Annotated in this window: 18 protein-coding genes; 8 read left to right on the top strand and 10 right to left on the bottom strand. The window is 69.5% G+C overall.

What is annotated here, in order from left to right; genetic code table 11:
- Positions 1-89: 89 nt before the first annotated feature.
- Both EJO66_RS10535 and EJO66_RS10540 read left to right on the top strand, forming a co-directional pair.
- A complete protein-coding gene (locus tag EJO66_RS10535) occupies positions 90-1,997 on the top strand; it encodes an ATP-binding cassette domain-containing protein (protein WP_124958816.1) in 1,908 nt (635 codons plus the stop codon).
- Between the two features lie 93 nt (positions 1,998-2,090).
- Positions 2,091-3,845 carry a phospholipase D family protein gene (locus tag EJO66_RS10540; RefSeq protein ID WP_125965241.1) on the top strand — a complete coding sequence of 585 codons (1,755 nt, stop codon included), beginning with the start codon at positions 2,091-2,093 and terminating at the stop codon, positions 3,843-3,845.
- A 10-nt stretch (positions 3,846-3,855) separates the two neighbouring features.
- Here the strand turns inward: EJO66_RS10540 and EJO66_RS33285 are convergent, their stop codons facing one another.
- The 4 genes from EJO66_RS33285 to EJO66_RS10560 form a co-directional block, all read right to left on the bottom strand.
- Entirely contained in the window at positions 3,856-4,764 is a 909-nt protein-coding gene (locus EJO66_RS33285) for a copper chaperone PCu(A)C domain-containing protein (protein WP_124958818.1), read from the bottom strand.
- Between the two features lie 36 nt (positions 4,765-4,800).
- Entirely contained in the window at positions 4,801-7,083 is a 2,283-nt protein-coding gene (locus tag EJO66_RS10550) for a TonB-dependent receptor (protein ID WP_125965242.1), read from the bottom strand.
- Between the two features lie 116 nt (positions 7,084-7,199).
- Positions 7,200-7,571: a DUF2946 family protein gene (locus tag EJO66_RS10555; protein ID WP_124958820.1), complete on the bottom strand. Its 372-nt coding sequence runs from the start codon at positions 7,569-7,571 to the stop codon at positions 7,200-7,202.
- A gap of 11 nt (positions 7,572-7,582) precedes the next feature.
- Positions 7,583-8,737 carry a TraB/GumN family protein gene (locus EJO66_RS10560; protein WP_223262260.1) on the bottom strand — a complete coding sequence of 385 codons (1,155 nt, stop codon included), beginning with the start codon at positions 8,735-8,737 and terminating at the stop codon, positions 7,583-7,585.
- 108 nt (positions 8,738-8,845) lie between these two features.
- On the opposite strand from EJO66_RS10560, the gene EJO66_RS10565 reads away from it, so the two are divergent.
- Positions 8,846-9,259, top strand: coding sequence for a VOC family protein (locus tag EJO66_RS10565; RefSeq protein WP_124958822.1), 414 nt, complete (start codon positions 8,846-8,848; stop codon positions 9,257-9,259).
- Complete coding sequence (locus EJO66_RS10570) at positions 9,256-10,467, top strand: toxin-antitoxin system YwqK family antitoxin (protein WP_125965243.1); 1,212 nt, start codon at positions 9,256-9,258, stop codon at positions 10,465-10,467. The genes EJO66_RS10565 and EJO66_RS10570 overlap by 4 nt, the downstream gene beginning before the upstream one ends.
- Before the next feature lie 30 nt (positions 10,468-10,497).
- Here EJO66_RS10570 and EJO66_RS10575 read toward each other — a convergent pair whose 3' ends face one another.
- Genes EJO66_RS10575 through EJO66_RS10585 form a run of 3 tightly spaced genes read right to left on the bottom strand, consistent with a single transcriptional unit; the run spans position 10,498 to position 13,502 of the window.
- Positions 10,498-11,472, bottom strand: coding sequence for a Bug family tripartite tricarboxylate transporter substrate binding protein (locus EJO66_RS10575; RefSeq protein WP_125965244.1), 975 nt, complete (start codon positions 11,470-11,472; stop codon positions 10,498-10,500).
- 3 nt (positions 11,473-11,475) lie between these two features.
- Positions 11,476-11,706: a hypothetical protein gene (locus EJO66_RS10580; protein ID WP_124958825.1), complete on the bottom strand. Its 231-nt coding sequence runs from the start codon at positions 11,704-11,706 to the stop codon at positions 11,476-11,478.
- Complete coding sequence (locus tag EJO66_RS10585; protein WP_125965245.1) at positions 11,703-13,502, bottom strand: FAD-dependent monooxygenase; 1,800 nt, start codon at positions 13,500-13,502, stop codon at positions 11,703-11,705. The genes EJO66_RS10580 and EJO66_RS10585 overlap by 4 nt, the downstream gene beginning before the upstream one ends.
- An 81-nt stretch (positions 13,503-13,583) precedes the next feature.
- Here EJO66_RS10585 and EJO66_RS10590 point away from each other — a divergent pair, with 81 nt between their 5' ends.
- Positions 13,584-14,363: a LuxR C-terminal-related transcriptional regulator gene (locus tag EJO66_RS10590; RefSeq protein WP_124958827.1), complete on the top strand. Its 780-nt coding sequence runs from the start codon at positions 13,584-13,586 to the stop codon at positions 14,361-14,363.
- On the opposite strand, the gene EJO66_RS10595 is transcribed toward EJO66_RS10590, so the two are convergent.
- Positions 14,364-15,437: a fumarylacetoacetate hydrolase family protein gene (locus EJO66_RS10595; protein ID WP_124958828.1), complete on the bottom strand. Its 1,074-nt coding sequence runs from the start codon at positions 15,435-15,437 to the stop codon at positions 14,364-14,366. It lies immediately after the preceding gene.
- A gap of 134 nt (positions 15,438-15,571) precedes the next feature.
- Here EJO66_RS10595 and EJO66_RS10600 point away from each other — a divergent pair, with 134 nt between their 5' ends.
- Together EJO66_RS10600 and EJO66_RS10605 are read left to right on the top strand one after the other, a co-directional pair.
- Positions 15,572-16,783 (top strand): DUF3108 domain-containing protein, encoded by a 1,212-nt coding sequence (locus EJO66_RS10600; RefSeq protein ID WP_124958829.1) that lies wholly within the window; start codon positions 15,572-15,574, stop codon positions 16,781-16,783.
- Positions 16,784-16,870: 87 nt separating this feature from the next.
- On the top strand, positions 16,871-17,182 hold the full coding sequence (locus EJO66_RS10605; protein ID WP_124958830.1) for a BTH_I0359 family protein: 312 nt from the start codon (positions 16,871-16,873) through the stop codon (positions 17,180-17,182).
- A 78-nt stretch (positions 17,183-17,260) separates the two neighbouring features.
- Here EJO66_RS10605 and EJO66_RS10610 read toward each other — a convergent pair whose 3' ends face one another.
- Positions 17,261-18,322 carry an AbrB family transcriptional regulator gene (locus EJO66_RS10610; RefSeq protein ID WP_124958831.1) on the bottom strand — a complete coding sequence of 354 codons (1,062 nt, stop codon included), beginning with the start codon at positions 18,320-18,322 and terminating at the stop codon, positions 17,261-17,263.
- 126 nt (positions 18,323-18,448) lie between these two features.
- Here EJO66_RS10610 and EJO66_RS10615 point away from each other — a divergent pair, with 126 nt between their 5' ends.
- A complete protein-coding gene (locus tag EJO66_RS10615; protein ID WP_125965246.1) occupies positions 18,449-19,219 on the top strand; it encodes a ChaN family lipoprotein in 771 nt (256 codons plus the stop codon).
- A 48-nt stretch (positions 19,220-19,267) separates the two neighbouring features.
- On the opposite strand, the gene aptA is transcribed toward EJO66_RS10615, so the two are convergent.
- Complete coding sequence (gene aptA / locus EJO66_RS10620; protein ID WP_124958833.1) at positions 19,268-20,602, bottom strand: omega-aminotransferase AptA; 1,335 nt, start codon at positions 20,600-20,602, stop codon at positions 19,268-19,270.
- Between the last annotated feature and the right edge of the window lie 17 nt (positions 20,603-20,619).

Below are 20,619 nucleotides of genomic sequence, written 5' to 3' on the forward strand. Positions count from 1 at the left end.
AATCGGCGTCGGAGCCTTTCCCTCCCGGGGGCAGCGCTTCGCGCCGCCCCCGGGAGGGAAAGGGGGGCTCCTCCGATAATCCACGCCACATGGCACTCATCACACTCCTCAACGCCCAACTCGCGTTCGGTCACGTCCCGCTGCTCGATCATGCGGACTTCTCTCTTCTCGAATCGGAGCGTATCGGCCTGATCGGCCGCAATGGTGCCGGCAAGTCTTCCCTGCTCAAGATACTGGGCGGTCTGGAGAAGACGGACGACGGCACCCTCCAGTTGCAGCAGAACCTGCGCATCGCGTTCGTTGCCCAGGAACCCCAGCTGGACATGGAGGCGGACGTATTTACGGCCGCCAGCCAGGGGCTGGCCCCGGTCATCGCCATACGGGACCTCTATCTTTCAGGTGCGGAGGGTCTGGACCTGGACGCGCTGCAGTCGCAGATCGAGGCTTTCGACGCCTGGAACTGGGAGCAGCGCGTGGAGGAGACGCTGCATCGGCTCCACCTGGACCGCAACGCCCGGATCGGCTCGCTCTCCGGCGGCACCCGCAAGCGGGTCGCGCTGGCCCAGGCGCTTGTGGCCGCGCCGGACGTTCTTCTATTGGACGAGCCCACCAACCACCTGGACCTCGACTCCATCGAATGGCTGGAGCAATTGCTGATCGACTTCAAGGGAAGCGTCGTCACGGTCACCCATGACCGCAGCTTCCTGAACCGCGTGGCGACCCGCATCGTGGAGCTGGACCGGGGCAAGCTGAATTCCTACCCAGGCAATTTCGAGCAGTACCTGCTGCAGAAGGAAGAGCAGCTCGCCCAGGAAGCAGTCATCAGCGCCAAGGCGGACAAGCTCCTCGCACAGGAAGAGATCTGGATCCGCAAGGGCGTGGAGGCGCGCCGCACCCGCAGCCAGAGCCGAATCGGCCGCCTGGAAGCCCTGCGCGCAAGCCGCGCGGCGCGCCGGGAGGTGCAAGGCAGCGTCAACATGGACGTGGCCTCGGGCCAGAGCAGCGGCAAGATCGTGGCCGAGCTCACCGAGGCGACCAAGTCCTTCGGCGAAAAGACCGTGATCCGCAAGTTCACCGGCACCATCCTGCGCGGCGACAAGGTCGGCCTGCTGGGCCCGAACGGGGCGGGCAAGACCACGCTGCTCAAGCTGATCCTGGGCGAGCTCGAGCCGGACAGCGGCAAGATCCGCCGCGGCACCAACCTGCAGGTGGCGTATTTCGACCAGATGCGCGACAAGCTCGACCTCGACGCGACGCTGGAGGACTTCATCAGCCCGGGCAGCGAGTGGATCGAGATCGGCAGCCAGCGCAAGCACGTGAAGAGCTACCTTTCGGACTTTCTCTTTTCCCCCGCGCGTGCCAATTCGCCGGTGCGCTCCCTGAGCGGCGGCGAGCGCAACCGGCTGCTGCTGGCGCGCCTGTTCGCGCGCCCCGCCAACGTGCTGGTGCTCGACGAACCGACCAACGATCTGGACATCGACACGCTGGAACTGCTGGAAGGGCTGCTGCAGGACTACGACGGCACCGTGTTCCTGGTCAGCCACGACCGCACCTTCCTGGACAACGTGGTGACCAGCACGATCGCCTTCGAGGGCGACGGCCACTGGCGCGAGTACGAGGGCAGCGTGCAGGACTGGCTGATCCAGTCGAAGCGCGCGCGTGAGATCGCGGAGCAACGACAGGCCGCCGGCGCCCCGCCTGCCCCGCCGCCCGCACCGGCTCCCGCCGCCGCCGAACCGGCGGCCGCGCGTCCGACCACCGCCGCGCGCAAGAAGCTCAGCTACAAGGAGCAGCGCGAGCTCGAGGCGCTCCCGGCGCAGATCGAGACGCTCGAGACCGAGCAGAAGCGCATCGGCGAAATGCTTGAGCTCGACGGCGGCGCGATCTACGCCACCGACGCTTCGCGCGCGGCCGAGCTGAGCCAGCGCCACGCCCAGATCGATGACGAGTTGCTGGCCGCGCTGGAACGCCAGGAAGAGCTGTCCGCCGGGCGCTAGTTCATTGGTTCTACATCGGACTGTCCCGCCGTCCCACGCCGGGGCGGCGCCGACTGGGCTATATATGCGGCTTCCAAGCTCCGGGAACGCCGCATGTCTTCCTTCTACGCGCTCTTTGGCCGAACCATTGCGCTTCTTGTCCTCGTCCTGCAGGGCGCCTGCGCACAACTGCCCGAGCACGTCGACCGGCCGGTATCGACCGCGCTCGCCTCGCCCAACGGCACCGCGCTGGAGGCCTTGGTGCAGCAGCGGCGCAAAGCCGACGGAGCGCGCTTCGAATCCGGCTTCCTGCTGCTCGCGGGGCCGGCTGCCGCCTACGGCAGCCGGCTCGCGCTGATCGAAGGCGCCCAGAAAACGCTCGACCTGCAGTACTACGCCATCCACGCCGATGCCAGCACCGGCCGGCTGGTGCGAGGCATCCGGGCGGCGGCCGAGCGCGGCGTGCGGGTGCGGATCCTGCTCGACGATCTGCACAGCACCGGGCGCGATGCGCTGGTGCTGGGCCTGGCTTTCGTGCCCAACATCGAGATGCGCCTGTTCAACCCGCTGGCCGGCGCGCGCGGGACTTCGCTGGCGCGCGTTCTCAACTCGATCGGCGATGCCTCGCGCATCCAGCAGCGGATGCACAACAAGCTCTTCCTCGCCGACAACGTGCTCGGCGTCACCGGCGGGCGCAACCTGGGCGATGCCTACTTCGGCAATGCGCTGAAGGGCAACTACATCGACGTCGACATCCTGGCGGCGGGCCCGATCGTGCAGGACCTGTCGCGCAGCTTCGACAGCTACTGGAACAACGAGCGCGCCTATCCGGTCCAGTCGCTGGTCAAGCGCAGCGAGCTGGAGGCCATCCGCGAGCGCGCGCAGCAGGCCGATCGGGAGCTGGCCGACGAGTCGGCCCGGGCGCAGAACTCGCCGCCGCCGGCCACCCCGCCGCCCGCGCCCGCGCCCGGAACAGAACCGAAGGACGGCGCCGCACCCACGCCGGCACAGCTCGCCCGCGCCTGGGACGAAAAACCGATGGACCTGCGAACCGCCCGTTTCGTCTGGGCGCCCGCGGTGATGCTCGCCGACCAGCCCGGAAAGATTCCCGCCGACAAGGGCGCCGAGAAGACGAGGGCGCCGGGCCTGGTGGTGAGCCAGCCCGGGGACGCCGCCAGTTCGTCGCGGCGCGCGGCGGCGCTCGAAGCCAGCTCCGACCTTGCCGCGGGCAGCGATACGGTCGTCGAAGGCCTGCTGCAGCTGATCGGCCAGGCGCGCAGCGACCTGCTCGTCATCTCGCCCTATTTCGTGCCCGGCCCGGACATGAAGCAGGCTTTCGCGGCGGCTCGGGGCCGAGGGGTGCGCATCCGCGTGCTGACCAACTCGCTGTCTTCGAACGACGCGCCGGTGGCGCATGTCGGCTATGCCCGGCATCGCGAGGACCTGCTCAAGATCGGCGTCGAACTCTACGAATTGCGCAGCGAACAGGCCAGCGTCAGCAATGCATTCGGCTCCTCGGGCAGCGGCAGCCTCGGCGAATCGCGCTCGATGCTGCATTCGAAGGTGCTGGTGCTGGACGGACGGCTGCTGGTGGTCGGCTCGATGAACCTGGACCTGCGCTCGCAGCTGCAGAACACCGAGATCGCCCTGCTCGTGCGAAGCGCCGAGCTCTCCCGCGCGGCGTCCGCGCAGATCGAGCGCGGCATGCGCGAGGGCTCATGGCGGGTCGAGCTGGACGACGGCTCGCTGGTCTGGCGGGCGCCCGAAGGCAGCGGGCTGAAGGACACCTCCACCGAGCCCGACGCCAGCCTGACCCTGCGCCTGCTGCTGCGGCTGTTCGGTCCGCTGGCGCCGGACCAGCTGCTGTAGGGCGCAGCCGTCAGTGCTTGTGCTGATGGGCCGGCGCGGCCGCTTCGGCGCCTGCCGGCGCGCCCACCGGCAGGTTCAGGTCGAGCGAGGTCTTCTGGCCCTTGGCATCCTCGAAGCGCAGCGTCACCGGCACGGTCGAACCCTTGGCCAGCGCCTGCTTCAGGTCCATCATCATCACGTGGTAGCCGCCCGGCTTGAGCTCCACGGTCTGGCCGGCGGGCAGGTCGAGGCCGCCAGGCAGCTCGCGCATCTTCATGGTGTCGCCTTCCATCTTCATCTCGTGCACTTCGGCCACGCCGGCAGCCGGCGTCGAGATGCCGACCAGCCTGGCGCCGGTGGGCGCGGTGAGCTTCATGAAGGCCCCGGTGCCGCTCTGGCCCGGCACCGACTGGCGCACCCAGCCATCGCGCACGTCGACCGTGGCCACGCCCTGCGCCACCACATCGAGCCTGGCGGCAGGGCTCTTGAGCCCCGCGGTCGAACTGCCCGAGGCCGGCACTTCCGCCCAGTCGATGCTGCCCACGTCGCAGGTCTGCAGCACCTTGAACCACAGCGGGCCGGGCGTGCCCGGCACCTTGCCGCGCAGCACGAACTCGGCGCGCTCGCTGGCGGGCAGCGCCGCTTGCGGGCTCTCGGCGGTCCAGCGCACTTCGCCATCGCCGGCGTTCTTCTGCACGTCGAGCTTCCAGCCCTTGCGCGCCTGCGCGTCGCTCAGCAGGAAACCCCTGGGCAGGCGCACGGCCAGGCCGGTGGTGGCCTTGGCGCCTTCGCAGGCGTGGCCGACGCGGAAGGCCGCGTCGTAGTCGCTGCCGACGGTGACGCCGCCCCGCGGCAGGGTGACGTGGGCGCAGGCGGCCGTCGTGCCTGCCAGCAGGATGCAGGCGGCGGCGGTCTTGAGGGTGGTGCGTGGGTGGTTCATGGCGGGAACTCCTTGAAGTAAGCGGGGTGAAAAGGATCAGAGGTCGAACTTGAGTTCGGCCACATAGGTGCGTTGCGGATAGGGGTGGAAGGCCCAGTACTTGTTGTTGTTCAGGTTGTCGATGCCGAAGGCGGCGCTCCATTGGCGGTCGATCCGGTAGCGGATGCGCGCGTCGACCACGAAGAACTTCGAGAAGCCCATGTAGGCCGCGCCGTTGCCGTCGCTGTTGTCGAGCGTGCCGTACTGCTTGCCGCTGTAGCGTGCGCCGACGGTGTAGCTCCATCTCGCATCGGGCCGGTAGGTGGCGAGGAGCGTGGCCCGCAGCTTCGGTACGCGCGGCTGTTCGCGGCCGACGCTGGCGGGAAAACCGCTGTTGGCCGCGATCTTCGAGCGCGTCAGCGTGAGGCTGCCACTCAGGTCCAGGCCCTTCACGCCGACGTCGACCGCGTTCAGCGCGACCTCCAGACCGCGCGTACGGATGGCATCGACGTTCTGCACCGTGCTCACAAGATGGGTGAGGGCCTGGCTGTAGAGCGCGTCCTTGGTGTTCTCGAAGAAGAGTGTGGTGCGCAGCACGCCGTCGAGCCCCCAGCCTTTCAGGTCGCGCTCGGCGCTGAGCTCCGTGGTCCACGAGCGCTCCGGCCGCAGGCTCGGATCGGTGTTGACGATGCGGCTGCCCTCGATCGAGCCCTGGTAGAGCTCGCTCACGGTCGGCATGCGCACCGCCCGGCCGGTCGATGCCTTGAGCAGCCAGTCCGGCGTGGCCTGCCAGGCGAGGGCGGCCTTGGGCGAGTCGTAGCTGTTCCTGCGCGGCGCGAAGTCGAGCAGCTTCGTCGCGTTGCCGAGCTGGCCGCCGTAGGCCTCCCAGCGTTCGTGGCGCAGGCCGAGCGTGGTCTTCCAGTCCCTGGCGAAGCGCCAGGTGTCCTGCACGTAGAGCGACTGCAATCGGGTGTTGCCGTTGAAGGCGGAGAACGGCGACACGGCCGGCCCGGCGATCCAGTCGAGGGTGTTGCCGACGCCGGTGCGCAGGCGGGCCGTGTCCTGCTGGAAGCCGAAGTCGACCACGTGCGCGCCCACGCCCTCGGCCGAGCCGGTGGGCCGCCATGTTCCGGCGGCCTTGAAGGTGTGCCAGCCGGAGCCGCCCATGTCGGTGGTGCGGCCCGGTCCGCCGTTGAAGGCGCCGGGCAAGGGCGTGGTCGGCGTGCGCGAGGTGTCGCGCGCGTAGTCGAACAGGCTTGCGGACAGCTCCCAGTCGAACACGCCACCGGCATGGCTCTTCACCGAAAGGCCGTGCATGTAATGGGTGAGCGCCGTCTCGGTCGGCGCCAGGGCGGCGCTCGGCGCATCGAGGTTGTAGCTTCGCCCGGCGATGTTCACGCGCCCCGAATACACCGGCCGGCCGAAGGCATCGCGCAGGTAGGTGTCGACGCCGCCGTGCGTGGTGTTGTTCCAGGCGCCCAGCGAGTAGGTGGCGCGCACCGTGGGCGAGAAGTCGTAGGCCAGCTTGAGCTTGGCCTGTTCCTGCGTGGTGTCGTAGATCGTCGAGCCGCCCATGAGCCACCAGGGCTGGTTCGACGGGTTCAGCCCCGGCACCGCGCCGGTGACCGGCGTGCCGGCGTTGCCCAGGGTACCGGCGCTCGCGAGCCGGTTGCCGAACACCAGCGCCTGCCCCTTGCTGTGGGTGCGCGAGGCGCTGAGCCACCATGACCAGTCGCCGCTGCGGCTGCCCAGCGAGAGCTCGAGCTGCTGGCCCGTGGGCGAGGAATGGCTGCCGTGCAGGTCGAAGCTGGAGGCGAAGCCGCTGAGCTTGGCGTGCGCTTCGAGCCGGGTGGGCATGCGCGTCACGTAGTCGACCACGGCGCCGGCCGAGTTGCCGGGGTAGGCGGCCGAGAACGGCCCGTACAGCACGTCGACCCGCTCGATCTCTTCGGGCGAGACCATGCCCCAGCGCGGCGCGTAGGTGGCGCCGTTGCCCAGCGGGTTCGACAGCATGATGCCGTCGGCGTACACCATCGAGCGCGCGCTGTTGCCCGTGCCCGAGGCGCGCGTGGCGAGCACCGCATGGTTGAAATCGCCGATGTAGCGCTTGCGCACCACGAGGCTGGGCAGGTACTTGAGCGCGTCTTCGCTGTCGGTGGCGTTGACGGTTTCGGCGATCTGCTCGTGCGTCATGCCCTCGATGGTGGTCGGAATCTGGGTCGGCAGCGAGGTCGGGCGGCCGTCGCTGACCGCGACGGTGCTCAGGGTGCGGGCAGCGCTGCCGCCGGATGGATCAGGCGCGTCCTGCGCCCACGCGGGCGCGCCAAGGGGAAATGCCATGGCGATCGCCACGGCGCGGGAATGCTTTTTCACTCGGAACCTGCTCCACGAACTTCAAGCCGGACAGGCCGCATGCACCCGTCGATCGAGCGCACGCAGCTACGGTTTTGACAGCTTCAGGAGAGGGCGGGAGGCCCGCGCGCCGGCAGCGGCGCGGCGGTGGCCGCGGCCAGGCGCGCAGCAGGAATGGACTGGACCACGCGGCCCAGCGGCAGGGGAAGATCGAAAGCGGCGGCAGCCGGCGACGGGGGCGGCGCGCCGGTGAGCACGCACAGCGGGCAGTCCATGTGCGAGGCGCCCATCTCCTGCACGCCGTCTTCGGTGTGGACCACCGCCTTGATCGAGCCGGCGCTCGAGCACACCAGTTCGACCGCCTGCGGATGCACGATCGGCGAGGCCACCGCCGCGCCGATCGAGAGCGCGAACCACAGCAGCACCCAGCGGCCGACGAGGCCGAGGAAGCGGGGGTGGTTTCGCAGCAGGTGCATGGCGTTGGCGATTATCGGCGCTGTTTGCTCTTTGGTGCCGGGGCGCGCCGGGCGGACTTGGCGTTGCCCGTGCTCCGGGTGCCCGAGGCCTTGGCGCCGGAAGCCCTGGCGCCGCGATTGCCCCTGGCCCCTTGCGCGCCGCGGGCGCTCGCCTTCGGCGCGGGCGCGGTCGGCGCCGCAACGGGCGGCTGCGCCACCAGCGGGACCGCCACCACCTGGAATCCGCGCGCCGCCAGCAGCGCCGGCAGCCCCTGCGGCCCGACCATGTGCAGCGCGCCCACGGCGGCGAACACGCGCTGGCCGCTCGCGTGCATGCGCTCGATGCCGTCCGCCAGGCCGGAGTTGCGGTCGTCGAGCAGGCGCTTCATGAGCCGCTGCTCGGCGGGCGTGTTGAGGCAGTTGCACCATTCGGGGTAGCGGCCGAGCCTGTCTGCATCGCCGCGCGCCCAGATGTCGGCCAGCTCCTTCATCTGCGCGCGCAGCTGGCCCGATTCCAGTTCGTTCAGGGCCGCGTCGATCTGCTCGGCCTCTTCGGCTTCGGAACCGCCGGTCAGCGCCTTCAATTGCGCGGCGGCATTTTCGAGGGCGAACACCGGCTTGTTGTTGTTGCGCGCGGAAACCGCCAGGGCCTCGTCGGCACCGAACTCGGGGTACAGGCCATCGGCGCGCGCCACCAGGCCCGCCAGCGACATGACCTGCAGGATGGGCTGCAGCCCCGCGGTCTGGCCGGGCGGCACGCAGGCCGCCTCGTTCTGGCGGGCCAGCCGCTGCGCGCGCTCGCCGCTGAGCAGCCGCGCCACCACGGCCGGATCGGCCTGCTGCGTCATGGGCTGCATCGCGACCGGGTCGCGCAAGTCGAGTTCCAGCGCGAGCGCATCGCTCTGCTCCAGCGCCTTCTGCACGGTGGGCCCGGGCCGCACCCATTCGGCGCGCCCGAGATGAATGGTTCCATAGAGCCAGGAGGTGCGCCCGTCCCGCTCGGCGCGCCACAGCAGGCCGCGGTCGGCCGCATTCCACTGGCCGACGGCCGCACCGGGCTTTCCGAGGCTGGCAATGGCGGACGGCGGGCAGGCACCCTGCGCCGCCAGTGCGAGAACGCAGCAGGCGCCGGCCAGCGCGAGGCGCGGCAACCGCGAAAGCAGGGACGCGCGCGCGGGCGTCTTCAAAGGGGTGTCGCGCCTTGGCGCAACAAGTATCCGGAGTATCCGCAAGGCTTGCTCCACGATGAAAGAAAGTCCGGCATTCTCACAGCACCGCTGCCCATAATCCGGAACATGCAGAGCATCTTCCATCTTGCCTTCCACGTCCGCGATCTCGACGCGGCCCGCCGCTTCTATGGCCAGGTTCTCGGCTGTGCCGAAGGCCGCAGCACCGACACGTGGGTCGATTTCGACTTCTTCGGCCACCAGATCTCGCTGCACCTGGGCGAACCCTTCGCCACCACGCGCACCGGCCGCGTCGGCGACGCGATGGTGCCGATGCCGCACTTCGGCATCGTGCTCGCCCTGCCTGACTGGCAGGCGCTCGCGAAGCGGCTGAAGGCCGCCGGGATCGAGTTCGTGCTCGAGCCCCAGGTGCGCTTCGAGGGCCAGCCGGGCGAGCAGTGGACCATGTTCTTCTGCGACCCGTTCGGCAATCCGATCGAGGCCAAGGGCTTTCGCTCCCTGGCAGCGCTCTACGACAAATGAACCCTCCGCCCCGAGCCGTCCCCAGCCGGCTCGCAGCCTCTGCGGGCTCCGGTGCAACTGTGCTGCGGACCGCGGCCGCCGCACTCTGGCTCTTTGCGGCGGGCACCGCCCACGCGGTCCTCGATTGCGAGCTCAACGGCCGCAAGGTCGATCCGTCCGACGGCAGCAGCACCGCGGGCAAGACGGGGCTGATGCGCTGCAAGGAGCGCGAAACCGGCGAGCTCCAGCGCGAGCAGCAGATCCAGAACGGCGTCTTCATGGGCCTGGCGCGCTTCTATGAGAAGGGCAAGCTGGCCAGGGAGCACACCCTCAACGCCAAGGGCAACATCCATGGCCCCGCCCGCGAGTTCGCGCCCAACGGGCAGGTCGTGCGCGAGGCGGTCTACGACGACGGCCAGGAGCACGGCCTCGTGCGCAGCTTCTACCCGGGCGGCCAGTTGCGCCGGGTCACCTTCTATCCAGCCGTTGGAACCGACCGCGCCTTCGTCGAGTTCACGGAGCGCGGCCAGATGTCGGCGCTGCGCTGCGGCGAAGCGCCCATGCTGGCGCCGGCCGCCGACGACGCCAGGCTGTGCGGATTCGCCGGCGGACCGTCGCAGGTCGAGCTTTTCGACGCGGGCGGCATCCTGCGCTCGCGGGTTTCGTACCTGGCAGGCAAGCGGGTGCGTTCGCAGAGCTTCTACGACAACGGCAAGCCTTCCGTGCAGGACGAGATCGTCGGCAGCCAGCGCACCGAGCGCCAGTTTTCATCCGAAGGCGTGAAGCGCCGCGAAACGGTGTGGCTGCTGATCGAGCGCAGCGCGGTGCGGCAACGCGAGCAGGAGTTCTCCGAAAAGGGAGCGCTGATCCGTGACCAGCGATGGAACCCGGCGGGCGAACCGATCGGCGACGACAGCTACCACCTCAATGGCCGGCCCCGCAGCAAGTCGGCCTACCGCGGGACCGGCGATGCGCGCACGGTCGAGATCACCGAGTTCTACGACAGCGGGCAGCGCGCCGCCCATGGCCGCTACCTCGTGGCGGGCCGTGGGCGCCAGGTGCCGGTGGGCACGCATCGGCGCTTCAGCGAAAAGGGCATCCTGCTGGCGGAATCGAGCTTCGATGCCAAGGGCCGCGTGACGCGCGAGCGCAGCTGGAACGAGGGCGGCGAACTGCAGCACGACGAGCACGTTTTCGAGGACGGCTCGCGCAAGGCCTACACGCCGTAGCGCGGCCCGCCCCGGGCCGCGCAGGCTTCATCAGTCCAGCTTGATGCCGGCCTGCTTGATGATCGGCCCCCAGCGCCTGGACTCGGCGCGCGACAGCGCCGCGAACTGCGCCGGCGTGCCCGGCATGGCTTCCATGCCGAAATCGTCGAAGCGCTTCTGCACGGCCGGCGTGCCGAACGCGCGGTTCAGCTCGCTGTTGAGCCTGGCGACCACCGCGGGCGGCAATCCGGCCGGGCCGAGGATGCCCTGGAACGCGAACACCTCGGTGTTGGGCACGCCCACTTCGGCCAGCGTCGGCACGCTGGGCAGCGCCTTGCTGCGCGCGCCCGAGCCGATGGCCAGCACGCGCACCTTGTTGCCCTGCATGATCGGCAGGCCCGATGCCAGGTCGAGGAACATGCACGGCACCTGGCCGCCCATGACGTCGGCCATGGCGGGCGCCGCGCCGCGGTAGGGAATGTGGGTGATGAAGGTGCCGGTGCGGGCCTTGAACATTTCCATGGCCAGGTGGTGCGGCGACCCATTGCCCGGCGAGGCGTAGTTGACCTTGCCCGGATTGGCCTTCACGTAGGCCAGGAACTCCTTGAAACTCTTTGCCGGGAAATCGGGGTGCACCACCAGCGCGAGCGGGAACTTGCCGATCGCGCCGATGTAGGTGAAGTCCTTTTCCGGATTGAATGGCAGCTTGCCGAACAGGTGCTCGTTGAAGGCCAGCACCGCGTTGTCCGCCGAAAAAATCGTGTAGCCGTCGGGCTTGCTCTTGGCGACGAGGTCGGCGCCGATGTTGGTCGAGGCGCCGGGGCGGTTGTCGACCACGATCTGCTGGCCCAGGGCCTGGCGCATGGCTTCGGCCAGCACGCGTGCGATCACGTCGGTGCCGCCGCCGGCCGGATAGGGCACCACCCACTTGATGAGTTGCGCGGGATAGTCCTGTGCGCGGGCAAAGGGCGCGGCAGCCATGGCGGCGGCGGAGGCGAGCGTGGCGAGAAGGGTGCGGCGATCCATGGATCAGTCTCCTTTTTGTAGTGGTTCGGTGGCGGACAGCGATGGTACGGGCAGCGCGCGCAGGGCGTCGGCCAGCGCGGCGTGGCAGCGCGCCTCGTCGCCGACCTGTTCGAACAGCAGCAGCGCGAGGCGGGCGAGAAACAGCGATTCGCGCTCGGCGCCCGCTTCGGTAATGGCGCGCGCGCACTCCGCGTAGAGCCGGTCGCGTGCGTCGGATGGAAGCGGTGTGGTCATCGGGCAATCTCCGTGGAAGGGATGGCTGCAGCGGAGCGGGCCAATGCGCCCTGCAGCGTGCCGCGGGGCATGCGCCGCCAGCGCGCGGCCACATGGCCGTCGGGGCGCAGCAGGTAGACGGCGCCGTTGCGCGCACCCAGCGCCTCGAACACGGCGGGGCTGGCCTGCGCGTCGGCGCCTTCGATGCCCGGGCCTGCAATGGTGCGCACCGCGAACGGCAGCACGCCGCCTAGCGCCTGTGCCACGTCATCGTCCGGCAGCGGCATGGCAGGGGCGCCCGGCTGGAGCACCAGCAGCGTGAAGGTCGGCCCGATCCAGTCGGTCAGGTGGCCCTGCTCGAGCTGCTGCTCGGCCATGACCTCTCCGGGCAGCGGGCCCGCAGGCAGCGCATCGCCTTCGCTCGACAGCGCCGAATCCGCATAGCGCACGGCCTGGGTCTGGCGCGGGTTGATCAGTTGCGCAATGCCGCGGTGCACCTGCGACAGCGAGAGCGCGGCCTCGCGCAGCAGGTCGAAGCCGCGCGACGGCGGCGACATGAACTCGGTGCTGCGCATGGCGTTCTCGGCGTTGACGTGAAAGGCCGCGATGCGCTCCTGCGAATACGAATCGAGCAGCGACGCATCCGAAAGCCCGCGCGCCACGAAGGCCAGCTTCCAGGCCAGGTTGTCCGCATCGTCGAAGCCCGAGTTGAGGCCGCGCACGCCGAAGATCGGCATCGCATGCGCCGCATTGCCCGCGAACAGCACGCGGCCATGCCGGTAGCTGCCGAGCGTCATCGCCCCCGCGCGGTAGACCGAAGTCCAGACCGTCTTCCATGGCAGGTGGCCTTCGCCGATGGCATCCAGGTGGCGCTGCACGAATTCGGCCACGGCCGCCGGCTTCAGCGCTTCCTCGGTGCTCTGGCCCGCGCGCAGCTGGTAGTCGATGCGCCAGATGTCGTCGGGCTGGCGGTGCATCAGCACGGTCGAACCCGGGTTCCACGGCGGGTCGAACCAGGCGCGGCGCTCGGTCGGGTGCTTGCTGTGCAGCTCGATGTCGATGATCACGTAGCGGCCTTCGTAGCCCGTGCCCTCGAGCGCGAGCCCCAGCGCCTTGCGCACGAAGCTCTGGCCGCCGTCGCAGGCGGCAAGCCACTGGCCGCGCAGCCGGTAGGCGCCTTCGGGGTTGCGCACGTCCAGCGTCACGCCTTCCTCGTCCTGCGCGAGGCCGGTGAGCTCGGTACCCCAGCGGATGTCGACGAGCCCCGGCGACGCTTCGTCGCGGCGGAGGATTTCGTCCAGCAGGTACTGCTCGATGTAGTACTGCTCGAGGTTGATCATCGGCGGCAGCTTCTGCCGCTCGTCGTGCGGCATCTCGAAGCGGAACACCTCGGCCGTCCTGTAGAAGCTGCGCCCGCCGGTCCACGGCAGGCCCTTGGCCATGAAGGCCGGCAGCACGTTCAGCCGCTCCATGATCTCCAGGCTGCGGCGCGAGATGCAGGCCGCGCGGCTGCCCACGCACACCGTGTCGTCGGCCTCGAGGATCACGCAGCGCACGCCCTGGTTCGCGAGCCCCAGCGCAAGCGCCAGGCCGACCGGCCCGCCGCCCGCGATCGCCACCGGATGGCGGCCGGGCTCCACGCCGTCGTGCGCGAGCGCAGGCGTGCGCGCCTGGTAGCGCGTGTAGTGAAAGGCGCCGACGGAGGGCGGCAGTCCGGTGGCGCTGGCCGGCGGCGGCACGGGGCCGCTGGCGGCATCGGCGGCCCGTGTGCCGGGCGGCGGCGGCGCGGTGGCCGCAACGGTGGGATTCGTCGTCATGCAGCGGGATTGTCCCGATGCGCGGCGCCGATCACTGTCATAACTTCGTACGAAGTAATTACCCTGCCCTTCTGCTTATCCATGAGACGCTGGCGCATCCAGCCCGCCGCGGACACCACGCTTTCCGCGGCCCTCGCCGGCGACGTGCTCGCGGGCATCGGCACGCCGCACCTGGCAGCCAGCTGCCTCGCGGCCATGCACCGCGTGATGCCCGTCACCTTCTGCACCGTGTTCGCGGTCGACGCCACCGGCCGCATCGAGGCGGTGTCGGCCGCCAGCAGCTACGGCACCACGGCCGAACGCACGGCCGAGCGCTACGTGGCGCAGCGCTTCGACCTGCTCGATCCCAACATGACCTGGCTGGCGGCGCGCAAGCTGCCCCGGCGCGCGCAGCTCTGGCTGGGCCACCAGCGCGCCGACGAGGTGGCCGACCCGGCCTACCGCGCGGCCTGCTACGGCGACGTGGGCATCCGCGAGCGCGCATCGGTGCTGCGCCTGACGCCCGCCGGCCAGCGCGTGGCCGTGAGCTTCTACCGGAGCCTCGCGCAGCCCGAATTCGGCGCCGGCGACTTCGCGGCCATCGAGCGCCACGCCACGCTCCTGGCGGACGCCACCCTGGCCCACGGCCGCAGCGCCATGGCCGCCCGGGAAGCGGTGGCGCCCACCCTCGCCTCGCGCCTTCTGACCCTGAGCCTGCGCGAGCGCGAAGTCATCGGCCAGCTGATGGCCGGCCGCACGGCCAAGGAAGCGGCGCGCGAGATCGGCATCGAACTCACAACGGTGCGCACCCACCAGTACCGGGCGTTCCGGCGGCTGGGCATACGCAGCCAGAAGGAGTTGCTGCGCGCCGCACCGCGCTAGTCAGTCTTCGGCGCCGTTGTCGTCGTCCTGCGGGTTCACCAGCGACACCGGCGCCACCTTCGGCCGCCCCGCCGCCGACACGATCTCCTGGTCGATCGCGCCGAACAGCGAGCGGCCGTCCAGCCCCTTCATCTCGATGCGGATGGTGTCGCCGAACTTCATGAATTCGGTCACCGGCGCGCCGCCCTGGATGGTCTCGATGCAGCGCTTCTCGGCAATGCACGAATAGCCCTTGGGCCAGTCCACCTGGCCGTTCTTTTCCACGCCCTTGTTGCTCACGGTGCCGCTGCCGACGATGCTGCCGGCGCGCACGTTGCGCGTCTTGGCGATGTGGGCGATGAGCTGGCCGAAGTGGAAGGTCATCTCGGGCCCGGCGTCGCACATGCCGACCTTGCGGCCGTTCCAGCTGCTTTGCAGCGTGAGGTGCACGCGGCCGTCCTGCCAGGCTTCGCCGATCTCGTCGAGCGTCACGGCCACGGGGCTGAAGGCGGTGGCCGGCTTGCTCTGGAAGAAGCCGAAGCCCTTGGCCAGCTCGGCCGGGATCAGGTTGCGCAGGCTCACGTCGTTGGCCAGCATCACCAGGCGGATGCCGTCGAGCGCCTGGTCGGGCGTGGCGCCCATCCTCACATCGCCGGTGATCACCGCGATCTCGGCTTCGAAGTCGATGCCCATGGCTTCGCTGGGCACGACCACGTCGTCGACCGGGCCGAGGAAATCGTCGCTGCCGCCCTGGTACATGAGCGGGTCGGTGTAGAAGCTCTCGGGCACTTCGGCATTGCGCGCCTTGCGCACCAGCTCGACGTGGTTCAGGTAGGCCGAACCGTCGGCCCACTGGTAGGCGCGCGGCAGCGGCGCCATGCACTGGGCGGGGTCGAACGGGAAGGAATGGCGCGCACGGCCGGTGTTGACCGCGTCGTACAGGTCCTGCAGCTGCGGGCTCATGAAGCCCCAGTCGTCCAGCACCTGCTGCAGCCGGCTGGCGATGCCGGTGGCGTAGTGGGCGAGCGTGAGGTCGCGCGAGACGACGACGAGCTGGCCGTCGCGCGAGCCGTCCTTCAGGGTGGCGAGTTTCATGATGGCAAATGCGTGATGAAGGACACGGCGCGAACACGAGAGCCGGCGCCGCGCCCACTAAACTGGTTGAACGGGCGGCAGTGTACCGAGGTGCTCCCGGTGAACCTCGGCGCCGGCGCTCACTCCACCTCCTCATGCCGACGCTTGTCGCCTCCCCGTTGCCGTCCTCCGCCGCTCCGCCGGCACGCCCGTCATGGCGCGCGCTGGCCGGGCTGACGCTGGCGGTCGCGCTGGCCCACGTGCTGCTGCTGGATCTCGCGCCCACGGCCATCGGGCCCGACCCCTCGCCGCTCGCGAACAAGTTCATCACCCGTACCATCGTGATCGCGCCGCCGGCTGCGGAAAAGCCGGCCGCCGCGCCGCCCGTGGCCGAAGCCAAGCCGCCGCCGCCCGCAAAGCCGCGCCGGCCGCGCGAGCCGTCCAGGCCCAGGCCGGTGGCGCCGCCACCCGAGCCGGTGCCGCAGCCGGCGCCCCAGGTTTCGGAACAGCCCCCGGCGCAAACGCCCGACCTCACGGCGCAAAACGCTATTGATTCAGGAGCACCACCTCCCGAGCAGGCGGCCAGCGCCCCGGCAGGCGCCATGCTGGGCGGGGCCGGCAGCACGGCCAACACCGGCGTCGGAAACGGTGCGCCCGGCGAGGCCGCGGGCGCCGCCAGCGCCGCGGCGGGCAATGTCGTCGGGCCCGAAGCGCTGCGCATCCCCGGGTCGGTCAAGCTTGCCTTCGCGGTCACGGGCCAGCAGGGCGCCTCGCCGATGCAGGGCGTTTTCGGCGACCTGGTCTGGCTGCAGGACGGCAGCAGCTACGACGCCCGGCTCTCGCTCAAATTCCTGTTCCGGACCATCCGCAGCCAGCACAGCACCGGCCGGATCGGGCCCACAGGCATCGAGCCGGCGCGCTTTTCGGAGAGCCGCAAGGGCGAGCTCGCCTCGCACTTCCTGCGCGACCAGGGCCAGATCATGTTCAGCAACAACGCGCCCAGCGTTCCCCTGCTGCCCGGCGCGCAGGACCGGCTCAGCGTGGTGATGCAGCTGGGCGGCATGCTGGCGGGCGACCCGGGCCGCTACCCGGCCGGCAGCCGCATTTCCATCCAGACCGCCGGGCCGCGCGACGCGGGCGTTTGGGTGTTCAACATCGAGGGCGAGGAACAGATGAGCGTGCCGGCCGGCGATTACACGGTGCGCAAGCTCACGCGCAGCCCGCGGCGCGAATTCGACGACAAGATCGAAATCTGGCTCGCGCCGGCGCTGGGCTACCTGCCGGTGCGGATGAAACAGACACAGCCCAACGGCGACTTCGCCGACATGCAGTTGCGCGAATCCCTTCCGGCCGGGCCAGCCAGCTGATAGTACAAACGAAGTAAAGAAACACCGTTGTGACCGCAATGCGACAACCCTTCTTGAAACTGGCGCGTTGATTGCTATCTAACCCCCATGAATGCCATCGACATCCTCACAGGCCCCGCAATGAACATGCTCTATGACTCGGAGTCCTTCGTCGTCGTGCACGTGCAGCCGAACGAAAGCGACACACCGGACCAGCCCAACGTCCCGGTGCTGGAACGCCACGGCTTCGAGATCGTCGACAAGCGCTCGGGCAAGGAGGTCTACCTCGACGGTTCCTGGGCCGAACTGTTCCAGCAGCAGATTGCCGCCTGGCAGCTCAACACGCCCACGCAGGAAGAAGTCGAGGACACGCTCGAGGGCTATGCCGAACTGGCGCACACGCCGGTGCTGGTGCACTGAAAACCCGGGTTCCCCGCCCGCCCGAACAAAAAAAGCGCCCGAGCGGCGCTTTTTTTGTGTCTTTTCAGCGCCCGCCGCTTATTTCCGTTGGTAAATCCATCGATACATCGGCCCCACGAGCAGCAGCACCGCCACCAGCCGGCACACCTGGAACGCCGTCACCACCGGCACGCCCAGCTGCAGCACCTTGGCGGTGATCGACATCTCGGCAATGCCGCCCGGCGAGGTGCCCAGGATCATCGTGGCGGGATGCAGCCCCGTCGCCCAGGCCAGCAGCCAGGCGGCGCCCGCGCACAGCACCAGCATGCCGACGGTGCCCAGCGCCACGGATCCCAGCCAGCGCGGCGCCGTATGCAGGAATTCGCGGCTGAAGCGCACGCCCAGGCTCACCGCAATCACGAGCTGCGCGGTGTTCGACATCCAGCCGGGCACGGCCGACAGCGGCTGGCCCGCGATGGTGAATCCCATCGCCACCACCAGCGGCCCCATGAACCACGGGTTGGTGCGGCCCAGCGCCCGCATCGCGAGCCCGCCGGCGCCGGTGGCCAGCGCGAGCAGCAGGAGCCCGCCCGCATTCACTTCGCGCACCGTGGGCGGATTGACTTCGAGGCCGTGCAGGCCGCTCCACTGCATCGCGAACGGAATGGCGATGGTCACCACCACCAGCCGCAGGCTGTGCGCCGCGGCGACAAGGTCGGTGCGCGCGCCGGCCGATTCGGACAGCAGCGTCATCTCGGAGGCACCGCCGATGGCGCCAGCGAAGTAAGTCGTGGCTCTCATGGATCTGGCCGGTACATGCGGCATTCGCCGGGCGTGCAGCCCGTGCAGCCAGCGCCCGAATGCCCAGCCGAGCAGCAATGCCCAGGCAATGGCCAGCGCAATGGCCCACCAGACGCCGGCCACCAGCGCCACCACCTGCGGCGTGAAATAAAGGCCCAGCACCGTGCCGATGGTCCATTGCCCGGCATTGCGCAGCGGCGTGAAGCTGGCCGTGGGCGCGCCGGCAATCGATGCCAGCGACACCGCCAGCAGCGGGCCGATCATCCACGGCAGGGGGGTGTGCAGGGCGAGGCAGATTTCGGCCGCGGCGAGCGCGAGCAACAGCGTGGCCAGCACGCGAACCGGAAAGCGGAGAGACACGGACGGGAAGAGAAGAAGCGGAATTGGATGGCGCTGCGTGCGAGCGCCAGCGCATAGTATGGCGCGATGCGATGCCAACCCTTTCCCGTACGGGCTTCCCGATTCCTGCTGCCCCTGTTCGCTGCCATGGCCTTTGCGGGCTGCACCGCTCTCCTCGACGGCCCCGATGCGCCCGTGGCACGCCGCGCGGCGGCCCTGCTGCCGGCGGACGCGCTCATCCTCGGCGAGCAGCACGACGCCCCGGAGCACCACACGATCGAACGCGAAACCGTCGAGGCGCTGGCCGGCCGGGGCAAGCTGGCCGCGCTGCTGCTCGAAATGGCCGAGGAAGGCCACAGCACCGTCCGGCTCGACGCCGCGGCCACCGATGCGCAGGTGCGCGACGCGCTGGCCTGGAACGAGAAAGCCTGGCCCTGGCAGAGCTACGGCCCGGCGGTGATGGCCGCGGTGCGCGCCGGCGTGCCCGTCATCGGCGCCAACCTGCCGCGTTCGCGCATGAAGAACACCATGGCCGACGTCTCGCTCGACGTGCAGCTCAACGGCGAGGCCTACGCCGCGCAGCAGGACGCCGTGCGGGAAGGCCACTGCAAGCTGCTGCCCGAGCCCCAGATCGTGCCGATGACGCGCATCCAGGTCGGGCGCGACCGCGCCATGGCGCAGGCCATCGTCAAGGCCCGCCAGCCGGGCAAGACGGTGCTGCTGGTCAGCGGCGCGGGCCATGCCACCAAGGTGCTGGGCGTGCCGCAGCACCTGCCGACCGACCTGTCGGTCAAGTCCGTGCGGCTGCAGGCCGGCGAATCGCCGGACGAGGATCAGGACAAGGAAGCCTACGACGCCGTCTGGCGCACGGCCCCGTTGCCGCCGAAGGACTATTGCGCAGGAATCCGCGTTCGATAGCCTCCGCGCTGCGCGCTGCGGTCTTCGCCTTGGGAGCGGCCCGGCGGCTCAGGCAAACTTCCTGATCGAGTCCGCCAGCGTGTTGACCAGCGTGTCGATGTGCTGCTTCTCCACGATGTAGGGCGGCGCAATCACCAGCACGTCGCCCGCGGGCCGCACCAGCGCACCCTTGTGGAAGCAGTCCAGGAAGACGTCGTAGGCGCGCTTGCCCGGCGCGCCCGCGATGGGCGCGAGTTCCACCGCGGCGGCCAGGCCGAGGCTGCGGATGCTGACCACGTTCGGCAGGCCCTTGAAGGCGCTGTGGAACGCATCGCCCAGCACCTTGCCCATTTCGCCGGCGCGCGCGAACAGGTTTTCTTCCTTGAACAGGTCGAGCGTGGCAATGGCGGCGGCGCAGGCCACCGGATGGCCCGAGTAGGTGTAGCCATGGAAGAACTCGACCACGTGCTCGGGCGCGTCGGTCTTCATCATCGCGTCGTAGAGCTTGTCGCGGCAGATCACGCCGCCCAGCGGAATCACGCCGTTGGTCACGCACTTGGCAAAGTTGAGCATGTCGGGCACCACGCCGAAATAGTCCGACGCGAAGTTGGTGCCCATGCGCCCGAAGCCGGTGATGACCTCGTCGAAGATCAGCAGGATGCCGTGCTTGTCGCAGATCTCGCGCAGGCGCTTCAGGTAGCCCTTGGGCGGCAGGTACCAGCCGGCCGAACCGGCCACCGGCTCGACGATGATCGCGGCGATGTTGCTCGCATCGTGCAGCGGCAGGATGCGCGTTTCGAGCTCGACCAGCGGGTCTTCGGCCCACACCGGCTCCTCGTTGTGGATGTAGGCATGGTTCACCGGATCGTGGATGAAGCGCATGTGGTCCACGCGCGGCAAAAAGGCCGAGCCGAACACCTTGCGGTTGCCCGGGATGCCGCCCACCGACATGCCGCCGAAGCCCACGCCGTGGTAGCCCTTCTCGCGGCCGATGAACACGTTGCGGTGGCCCTCGCCGCGCGCACGGTGGTAGGCCAGCGCCACCTTCATCGAGGTGTCGGCCGCCTCGGAGCCCGAATTGCAGAACAGCACCTTGTTGAGGTCGCCGGGCGCCAGCGAGGCGATCATCTCGGCCGCCTTGAAGGCCTTGTCGTTGCTGACCTGGAAGGCGGTGGCGTAGTCGAGCGTGTCGAGCTGCTTCTTGATCGCCTCGTTGATCGGCTTTCGGTTGTGGCCCGCGCCCACGCACCACAGCGACGAGATGCCGTCGATCACCTTCTTGCCGTCGTGCGTGGTGAACTCCATGCCGTCGGCGGCCACGAAAACGCGAGGGTCTTTCTGGAAGTGGCGGTTGGGAGTGAAGGGCAACCACTGGTTGCCCATGTTGAAGTCCTGATAAGCCATCGATTGCTCCTGCTTAA

Origin of the sequence: Variovorax beijingensis (assembly GCF_003951285.1) — a bacterium.
GTDB classification, from domain to species: Bacteria; Pseudomonadota; Gammaproteobacteria; order Burkholderiales; family Burkholderiaceae_C; genus Variovorax; species Variovorax beijingensis.